7 protein-coding genes are annotated in these 6,950 nt (G+C 62.1%); 2 read left to right on the top strand and 5 right to left on the bottom strand.

The window, feature by feature from the left end:
- Positions 1-1,971: Ig-like domain-containing protein (locus AB1346_13820; protein ID MEW6721520.1), on the top strand; the 1,971-nt coding region annotated here is incomplete at its 5' end.
- Between the two features lie 160 nt (positions 1,972-2,131).
- On the opposite strand, the gene AB1346_13815 is transcribed toward AB1346_13820, so the two are convergent.
- Positions 2,132-2,800, bottom strand: coding sequence for a lectin (locus AB1346_13815; GenBank protein MEW6721519.1), 669 nt, complete (start codon positions 2,798-2,800; stop codon positions 2,132-2,134).
- A 161-nt stretch (positions 2,801-2,961) separates the two neighbouring features.
- On the opposite strand from AB1346_13815, the gene AB1346_13810 reads away from it, so the two are divergent.
- Entirely contained in the window at positions 2,962-3,465 is a 504-nt protein-coding gene (locus tag AB1346_13810; protein ID MEW6721518.1) for a CHRD domain-containing protein, read from the top strand.
- A 78-nt stretch (positions 3,466-3,543) separates the two neighbouring features.
- Here AB1346_13810 and def read toward each other — a convergent pair whose 3' ends face one another.
- The 4 genes from def to AB1346_13790 all read right to left on the bottom strand — a co-directional run bounded on the left by def (position 3,544) and on the right by AB1346_13790 (position 6,809).
- Positions 3,544-4,050: a peptide deformylase gene (def, locus tag AB1346_13805; GenBank protein MEW6721517.1), complete on the bottom strand. Its 507-nt coding sequence runs from the start codon at positions 4,048-4,050 to the stop codon at positions 3,544-3,546.
- A 12-nt stretch (positions 4,051-4,062) separates the two neighbouring features.
- On the bottom strand, positions 4,063-4,608 hold the full coding sequence (locus tag AB1346_13800) for an ACT domain-containing protein (protein ID MEW6721516.1): 546 nt from the start codon (positions 4,606-4,608) through the stop codon (positions 4,063-4,065).
- 233 nt (positions 4,609-4,841) lie between these two features.
- A complete protein-coding gene (locus AB1346_13795) occupies positions 4,842-5,540 on the bottom strand; it encodes a Crp/Fnr family transcriptional regulator (GenBank protein MEW6721515.1) in 699 nt (232 codons plus the stop codon).
- Positions 5,541-5,591: 51 nt separating this feature from the next.
- Positions 5,592-6,809, bottom strand: a complete 1,218-nt coding sequence (locus AB1346_13790) for a tetratricopeptide repeat protein (protein ID MEW6721514.1) — start codon at positions 6,807-6,809, stop codon at positions 5,592-5,594.
- Between the last annotated feature and the right edge of the window lie 141 nt (positions 6,810-6,950).

Genomic DNA, 6,950 nt, shown 5'->3' with positions numbered 1-6,950 from the left:
ACGTCGAGCGTTCCTCCCGCACCCCCGACATTACAATCGATCATCTTGACTCCCGGCGATAACTCGGTCGAGTTGGGAATCAATCCGCATTTTACGGCCAACGGGAGTTACAGCGACGGGTCGACGAAAAACCTGACCGCCACGGTTCTGTGGAGTTCCACAAACGCGGCAGTCGCGACCGTGGATGCCGCCGGCATCGTGACCACGAAAGGGATCGGCGACACGACCATTCAAGCGGTCTCGGGTTCCGTCACCGGTTCTAAGGCACTTACCGTTACTTCCCCGGGGCACTTTCTGTTGAAGAATGTCGGGTTATGGGCCTTATTCGAACGCCGGGGCATTGAGGAACGCTTGGGATGGTCCGGTGAATATTGGTGCGGCCAGATTATTCAGAACTGGGACCAGTTCGATACGGTGGTGGACAACACCGTATCGCAGGAAGTCTCGCTCCAGCTCGACAAAATGAAGGCCATGGGAGTAAACACCATTACATTTTCATGTAACGCCTCCGATAATACCTATACCGGTACCTGGACACCTCCCGATTGCAACGCACCGCCGACGGGCGGATTCCAATTCCCCCAACCGACGGCAACGGAACTTGCGAACCTGCCACGTTTCTTCGACATGGTGCAGAGCAAAGGAATGAAGGTGTGGTTGAGTCTGATCAACACGCACATGGAACAGCAGCCCCCTACCAATTCCCAGACATGGTTGGGAGCTATATTGGGGGCCATCGGCAATCATCCGGCGCTTGACCTGGTACTCTTCGATGGATCGCCGTATGTGGTGGGCACAACTTGCGGCATCCCTGCCGAGGCGCCGCTATGGTTTGGGCCGGGCTCCGTCCCTGCCAAGTACGTTCAGTGGGCGATCGGCTTTGCGATGTCGCAGGGCATCCCCGCCCGGAAGCTCTCTGCTGAAGCCATCGTCGGCGATTTCTTCGTGGATAGCATGCCGCCGGCCGGAGACGAAGCCACCGATAACCATTTGTGGCCGCCGATCTCCGTTTTAAAATCGATTTACGATAACCTCAACATCCCCGCGAGCCAACGCACTTACGCGTTGTCCCTATACGAGCACCGGAAATGCTCGACCGGACAAGATCTCCCGTGTACCGACCTGAACCCTCACGACTGGGCCGACCAGACTTTACAAAATGTGATCAGCGTGGTGGGCAGCGGTCCAAGGATTGTGATCCCGGAAATGGGCGACATGACGCCCGTGGACCAGGTGAACTGGAACACGGAACGTGCACTCGAAAGCATTGTCTTCCTGCTGCAAAAATACGGCATCGATGGCGGTTCGTTCTGGATCTGGACAAATGAAGACATCGACCGAGATTCGGACCCGTTCTATGCCGATGCCGTGAAGCGTCGGGGCGTGGATTTCATTTACAACCCGGTGCAGAAGGAAGTCATCGACATGGGCGGCTTCCACGTACCGGTGGTGCCCAACGGATCCTTCGAAGATACGGCCGTCAACGATGTGCCTGTGAACTGGGTGAAAGCAGGCAACGGCACGGTGTCACAATACCTGTTGACGCAAGAATCGGGTCAGCCCGAAGTACCTTCCCGAGGCACGCACGCGATGCGGATCATCACTGGCGCAGGATCTAACGACAATATAACCGCGACCAGTGCAAGGATCCCGGTTATCGCCGCGACCACCTACACAACAACGGCAAACATGCGTTTTACCTGGACCGGCGACCCCAACCCGGGAGGTTCGCCTGCATCTCGCCCACAGGTATTCATCAACATCCTTTATTTCCAGCAGAACGGGACCCCATCAGGGGTAACCACAAAGGATTCGTTCTCGTTCTTCCAGGAGGACAGCACGACCGGATTCGACACCTTCCCGCAACAGTACACCACGCCGAGCGACGCGACATTCGTCGAGTTCCAGTTCGGCGCCTTGCGGAACGGATTACCGGCCCAGATAACCTTGGACGTTGATAACGTCCGATAGGGTGGGGGGCATTGGCCGGATTCAACACGTGAGTAATCCATCGCAAAGGGTGCCAGACAAAATAGGCCAGCGCGTATTGCGTTGACACCATTATTTGATATCAAGGGGTTGCGGCCCGACAGCCGCAACCCCTTTCCCTTTCCCGATTCCGCCGCGAATCCTAATCCGCCGCGAAGCAGTAGAGCAGCCCGTCCCCGCCGGTGCTTCTCAGGTCGGCCTGGGAGCAGCCGCCGTCCGGTCCGCGCGAGGGGTGAGACGTATTCCACGATTTCGCCGGGGCGCTGTCGTCGAGCCCCATCCGGTCATGATGGCCGACCATCGCCGCTCCCTTGCCGCTGCTCGTCCAGTTGGCGCAGGTCCGGTCGGCCTCGGGGCCGAACGCCGTGCCGTCGGGCTGCGATCCGGTGAGGATGTCGTGCCGGTTCGGCTTGTCCCCGCGCCCGTTGACGATCTCGCCCTTTTCCGTGAGCGCCGTCTGCTTGTTCAGGTTGTTCGCCGGCCCGTGCAGCTCCGCGACGTCCTTGGCGACGACGACCCCCTTGGCGTTGACCCAGGGCCCTTTCCCGATCCGGTCGCGGGCGTTCACGGCCCCGGGGCCCTGCGTGCTCAGGTAGGCGCGCCACTTCTTGCCCCCCGCGCCCGCGGACTCCGCCAGCGTCCTGCAGATCTTGTCCGCCCCTTCGAGTCCCCCGAGGTCCCCCCCCTTCCCGGACCCCGCGCTGCTGACGAAGAAGCTCATGCCGGCAGCGTACGGCGTTCCGCCCCACAACGTTCCGATCCCGGCGACTACGACCGCGACGACAATCCGGTACGCCAACCTGTTTCTCATAACGGTCCTCCCGATCGGCGGATTGGTTCTCATTTACATTAGATATCCCCGCCCCGGATGCGATTCGCGCCCCGGCGGGCGGCGACGAAACTTCGGCATGGAACCGTCCATCGAAGGATTACTGACCGCCCGGTTGGGAATCTTCGGAGAAGGAGGTTTACATGGTCCGCAGGATGCTGGTCCTTATGCTCGCAGCGGTGGCAATTACCGCATTTTACGGGGTGGATGTCTCCATTGCAGACGAGAAAGGCGGGGAGAAGGTCGGAATCAAGCTGGAAGCCGCTCCCGATGTGAAGACCGAGGCGAAAGCAAAGGCGTCGTTCGTCCTGGATAAGGCCAGCGGAAGCCTGAAGTACAAGTTGGAAGTGGAAAACCTCCAGGACGTCACCATGGGGCACATCCACGCGGTCGGCGACAGCGGCCTTCCGGGCCCGGTCCTGGCCTGGCTCTATCCCGTCGGGGGAAGCGCCGCATCCCTGAAGGAGGGGAAATTCACGGGCACCCTGGCGGAAGCCGCGCTGACCGCAGACCAGCTCGCCGGTCCGATGAAGGGGAAAACGCCGAAGGAAGTGTACGAAATGCTCGAGTACGGGAAAGCCGGGGTGGCTCTCCACACGAAACAGAATCCCAAGGGAGAACTCTGGGGCGTCGCAAAGAAGAAATAGGCGGCAATGCCCCGTAATCTTCGGGGGCTGCGGGTCTTCTCCCGCCGCCCCCGTTTCGTTTCCTCAAATCCCCCGCGCCTACCCGCTCCGCTTTCTCCGGAACAGGTCGTTCTTCACCGACGCGATCCGGTCGAGGAACAGGATGCCGTCCAGGTGGTCCATCTCGTGCTGGATCGCCACCGCCTCGAATCCGATCCCTTCGATGATCGTCCTTTCCCCGTTGCGGTCGAACGCGTCCACCAGCACCCATTGGGCGCGGCGGACGTTGGCGGTGTAGTCGGGAACGCTCATGCATCCCTCGCGCACGATCTGCTCCCCCCCCATCGCCAGGATCTCCGGGTTCAGGAGCGCGAGCAGCCCGTGGTTCGCCTCCTTGCCGCCTCGGCGATGGCCGGAGACGTCGACGACGATGATCCGCAGGGGCGTACCGACCTGCGGCGCGGCGATCCCCACGCCCCCGGGCGAGTGTCGCATCGTCTCGATGAGATCGTCGATGAACTCCGTCACCGCCGCCGGGTCCTCGACGGGCGAGGCCTTCTCCTTCAGGATGGGATCGGGAAATACCCGGATCGGGAGGACCGCCATCGGGGACGCCGATTACAGCTCCACCGGCTCGATGGGACGCAGCGATATCGAAACGGCAAGCTCCTTCCGGACCCTCTCGAGCGTCCGCTCCAGCTCTTGCATGTCCACGGCCTCCGGGATGTCCGCCTCGAGGATCATCACGTACACCGGGCGGGCTTCCGCCCCCACGATCTGGGTGGTCATGTCGGTGACGTTCACCCGGTACTTCGCCAACTCCCGCGCCACCGTGTAGACGATCCCCGGCCGGTCCGCCCCGTATACCGATATTATGTGCGGCCGCCCGGTGAAACCTTTCTTCCGGGAGATCTCCTCCTCTCCCAGCGCATGCAGCGTGATCGTCAATCCCATGTCGTGCCTCAACGAGTCGAAGAATCCATCGACCTCGGGCACGGAAGAGCGCTCCTTGTGGACGATCACCAGGATCATCGCGAACTGCCCCGACAGGATCGTGCAGGAGGAGTCCTCGATGTTGCAGCCGATTTCGTAGAGAACCCGGCTCACCTCCGCGACGATCCCCGGCCGGTCCTTGCCCACGACACTCAGCGTGAAATGACCCATCTCCCCACCCTCCTTAAAAACCGCAGAACATCAGAACCGGGACGTTCCTGAGAACTTCCGCAGAACAGGGACAGACATGCAGGGCAGTAGACCCCAATACCCCAAAACGGCGAAAGCGAAGAACCGGGACGTTCATGAGAAGCCCCATGGTCACATCCTGTTCGCCTTCTCATGAACGTCCCCGTTCTCCGCTTTCTTCAACATGCATCTATGTCCCACTTCTGCGGAAGTTCTCAGGAACGTCCCGGTTCTGCGGTTGCCCGGATCGCGGCGGCCGAAAGGATCCGGATCCTTTTCCCTCGGACGTCGATGCGGCCATCTTCCTGCAGCTTCTTGAGAGCGCGGGAGAAGGTCTCGGGAACCGTGCCCAGCCGGGAAGCGAGAACGTTCTTGCTGAACGGAAGCTCCAGCGTCGCGCCGTCCCGCAGCGGGATCCCGCGGCGCTGCAGCTCTTCCGAAAGATACAGCAGGAGGCGTGTCTCGACGTCCCGCAAGGACAGGTTCTCGACAAGATTGGTCATCTGCCGGAGCCAGCGGGAGATCGACCCGAGCATCCGGATGGCCACCTTCGGCCGCTTCTCCAGCAGATCGAGGAAAGGGCGCTTCGGGACGAAGAGCATCTCGGTTTCCGAGAGCGTCTCGGCGTGGGCGGGGTACGCTCCTCCCTCGAAGAGCGTCGCCTCCGCAAAGCTCTGCCCGGGCTCGATGACATGAAGGACCTGCTCCTTCCCCTCCTCCGACAGTTTGAACACTTTCACCTTGCCGGAAGCGACGACGTAGAATCCGTCCGCGCGGTCCCCCTCGCGGAAGATCGCCTCCTTCTTTCCGTACCTGCGCGGGACCGCAAGGGAAGCCACCCCGCGAAGATCTTCTTCCGGGAGGGACGAAAAAAGGGGCGTCTTGCGGAGGATGTCTTCGCTAGCGGAAGCCATGGGACTATTCTGTTGAATCGGCGGGCCGCGTCAAGCAAGATCGTTTTCCCCTCAACGATACGGCTTCAGGGCCTCCAGCAGCCACGGCTCGAACCGGCACCCCAGCGCCTCCGCGCGCTCGCACTCCCGGGCCGCCCCCACGAGGTCGCCCTTGGCATACAGCGCCCGCGTAAGACCCGCCCGGGCCTGGACGTTCGAAGGGTCGATCTCCAGCGCCTTCCGGTACTCCCGGATCCCTTCGTCGAAGTCCCCGCAGGCGCAATGGGCCGAAGCCAGGCTCCCCCGGACCGAGGCGTTCCATGGGTCGATCTCCACCGCCCGGCGCGCCTCGTCGATCGCTTCCGCGTACAGCCCCTGGTTCGCCAGCAGGATCCCGAGGTTGCCTCGCGCCACGGCCATGTCCGGGTCCAGCTCCAGCGCCTTGCGGTACTTCAGGATCGCCTCTCCGCTGCGGCCCATCCGCTGGAGGGAAACGCCCGCGTTGTACCACGATTCCGGGAGGCCGGGATACAGGCGCGCACCCTCCGAGTAGATCACCAGCGCCTCCTCGTGCCGCCCCTTCTTGGCGTACGCGGCCCCCACGCTTTTCATGAACACCCCGAGCATCTCCGCGGTGGTCAGGGAGCGCAGGTAGGGCCCGGGCCGGGCCATGCGGAACTCCTCAAGGTACCGGGCGTCCTCCCAGGCGGCGCCGGCTTCGGAGAACTCCACGTTGATCCGGGCATCATCCCCGTCGTACCGCACGAAACAGTGCCCCGGCACATACACACCACGGAAAGGCAGCCCGAGACGCTCGGCCAGCGAAACCCACAGAAGGGAGAGTCCCAGGCAGTTCCCGCGCTTCCGGGCGATGACCCCGCCGATCAGGAAATTTTCCGGGTTCCCCGCCACCCGGTCGTATTTGAACCCTTCATCCTTGAGAAGCACACGGCGGAAAGCCTCCACAACATCCGGGCCTCCATCCGCCTTCGCCACCGCGGGCCGGAGCTTTTCGGCAAGCCGGGAAAGTTCCCGGTTCATTTTCGCTTCGTCGACCGGGAATCCGGTGAGATCCCGGCTACCGGACATGGAGTACCGCATCCAGGTCGGCAGAACGGATACTTCCACGACGGGGGAGGACGTTGCGGAAACGGGGGGAGATATCGCGGAAACGGCCTCGGCGTGATGGGGCTCCCCCGCGCCGTGCGCGTGTACGCGGTCCGGAGAAACCGGGACGACGCCGCAGACGCCGGAAATGACAGCAACGAGGATTTTTGCCGCACGGTTCAAGGATGCCCCTCCATGCAATCAAGAATCCTTACCAAGTTCTATTTTATACGGAAGCCCGTCTCCAACGAAAAAAAAACGCCGGGGATGTTTCCACCCCCGGCGCCCCGCCTCTTCGGCCGTCAATGCCGGCCGGAACTTTCG

The sequence above is a fragment of the Thermodesulfobacteriota bacterium genome (genome assembly GCA_040758155.1).
In the GTDB taxonomy this organism is placed as follows: Bacteria; Desulfobacterota; Deferrimicrobia; order Deferrimicrobiales; family Deferrimicrobiaceae; genus UBA2219.
This window is presented reverse-complemented; position numbering and strand designations above follow the sequence as displayed.